Below are 1,702 nucleotides of genomic sequence, written 5' to 3' on the forward strand. Positions count from 1 at the left end.
CCCCCGCCCGGGCCCCCCCCACCCCCGGCGCGCCCTGGCTCTACCCGCCACTGGCCGGCGCCGCCGCGAACGCGAGCGGGATCTTCGGGGCCCGAGTGGTCAGCCTGGTCCTGGCCCTCGCCACCACCGTCCTCGCCTACTCACTGACCCGCCGCCTCTTCAACGAGCGCGTGGCCATCTGCGGCGCCGCCGCGTACGCCGTCGTGCAGTCCACCGTGGTCGTCGGCTTCTACGCGGCCCCGGACGCCCTCGCGATCGCCCTGGTCGCGGTCAGCGCCTGGATCGTCGTCCGTACCGCCCGCGGCCCGGTGGCCCTGGTGCTGCTGGCCGCGCCGGTGGCGGCCCTGGCGGTCGCCGCGGAGTACGCCGCGGTGGTCGCCCTGCCGGCCGTGCTCGCCCTCGCGGTGATCTCCGCCTCGGCCCGGAAGGGCCGCGGCCCGGCCGCCCTGCGGGCACTGCTCCTGGCCGTCGGCATCGTCGGGCTGCTGCTGCCGTTCGGCCTGCTGGACGACATCGCGGCCTGGTCGCCCACGCAGGGCCACGAGGCCCGGTCGGCCGGGTCGGTCCTGCTCTCCGCGGCCCGGTGGAGCGGCCTGTTCACGCTGCTCGCCTGCGCCGGGGCGGCCGCCTACGTGCGGCGCGAGCGGATGTACGAGTCGCCCGAGGACGACGAGATCACGGCCACCCGGCTTCGCCGCGCCGCGCTGAGCGCCGTCCTGTGCGGGACGGCCCTGCTGATCCCGGTCCTGTACGCCTGCCTGGGCACCCCGGGCGTGATGTTCCGGCACCTCGGGTTCGGCATGCTCTTCGCCGCGCCGCTGGCCGGCGTGGGCATCACCAGGCTGGTCGGCGCGCACTTCCGCAACCCCCAGCTGGGCATCCTGGTGTGGGTGGTGCTGCTCGCCCTCGGGCTGGAGCAGGCGTCCCTGCGGTACCAGGACGGTCCCGACTCCGGCCGGCTGCTCAGCGTGCTGCGCCTGCACGCCCAGCCGCACGGCCGCTACCTCACCGAGGTCGAGGGACTGCCGGAGTACTACCTGGGGAGCGTCAGCAAACCCGACCAGTGGTTCTCGGCCCGCCGGGGCACCGAGTACCAGGACCGGGCCGGCGTGGTGCACCGCGGCGACGACGGCACCGTCACCGCCGTCCGGGACGGCTGGTTCAACCTGGTCGTCCTCGACAGCACCGCTCCGAGCGCCATGAACCGGGCTCTCGCGGACGCTCTCGGGGCCGGCGGGCACTACCGCCTGATCGCTCAGTTCAGCTCCCCGACCGGCGATTCCGGCACGTACAAAGTGTTCCTCAGATACTGAGCGCAACGGGCCCGCAACCCGGGCTCGGCGACACGCCGCCACTACATATGGGGCCGTCATACTCAGTCGCCACTAGATGTATGCTCGTCCCTGCTGTCGACGCAGGGGAACCCGGTGGGAATCCGGGACTGCCCCGCAGCGGTGTGCGGGCGGCTCCAGCCGAGCCCGCGAGTCCGAGTACCTGCCGACGGTGTGCCGGTCGCCCTCCCCGCAGAGGCCTTCAGCACCAGTAGTACTTCCGGGCCTCGCGGGCGGGCCGGGGATGACACCGTCGCGCGACGCCGTCCGGCTGCCGCGCCGTGCTCCCCTGCCCCGAACGGCCCGGTGATTCGATCCACCGCCGCCGATCGCCGCCAGGAGAGAGCGCCTTGACCACCGCTGCCTCAGCC

General features: G+C 74.2%; 1 protein-coding gene and 1 riboswitch. The gene reads left to right on the forward strand.

Going from position 1 to position 1,702, the window contains the following annotated elements; translation table 11 throughout:
• A partial coding sequence (locus MCM47_RS40185) for a glycosyltransferase family 39 protein (protein ID WP_238951779.1) occupies positions 1-1,313 on the forward strand: 1,313 nt, incomplete at its 5' end.
• Between the two features lie 63 nt (positions 1,314-1,376).
• Positions 1,377-1,517, forward strand: a riboswitch (cobalamin riboswitch).
• Positions 1,518-1,702 lie beyond the last annotated feature (185 nt).

Origin of the sequence: Kitasatospora sp. A2-31 (assembly GCF_022288725.1) — a bacterium.
GTDB lineage: Bacteria > Actinomycetota > Actinomycetes > Streptomycetales > Streptomycetaceae > Kitasatospora.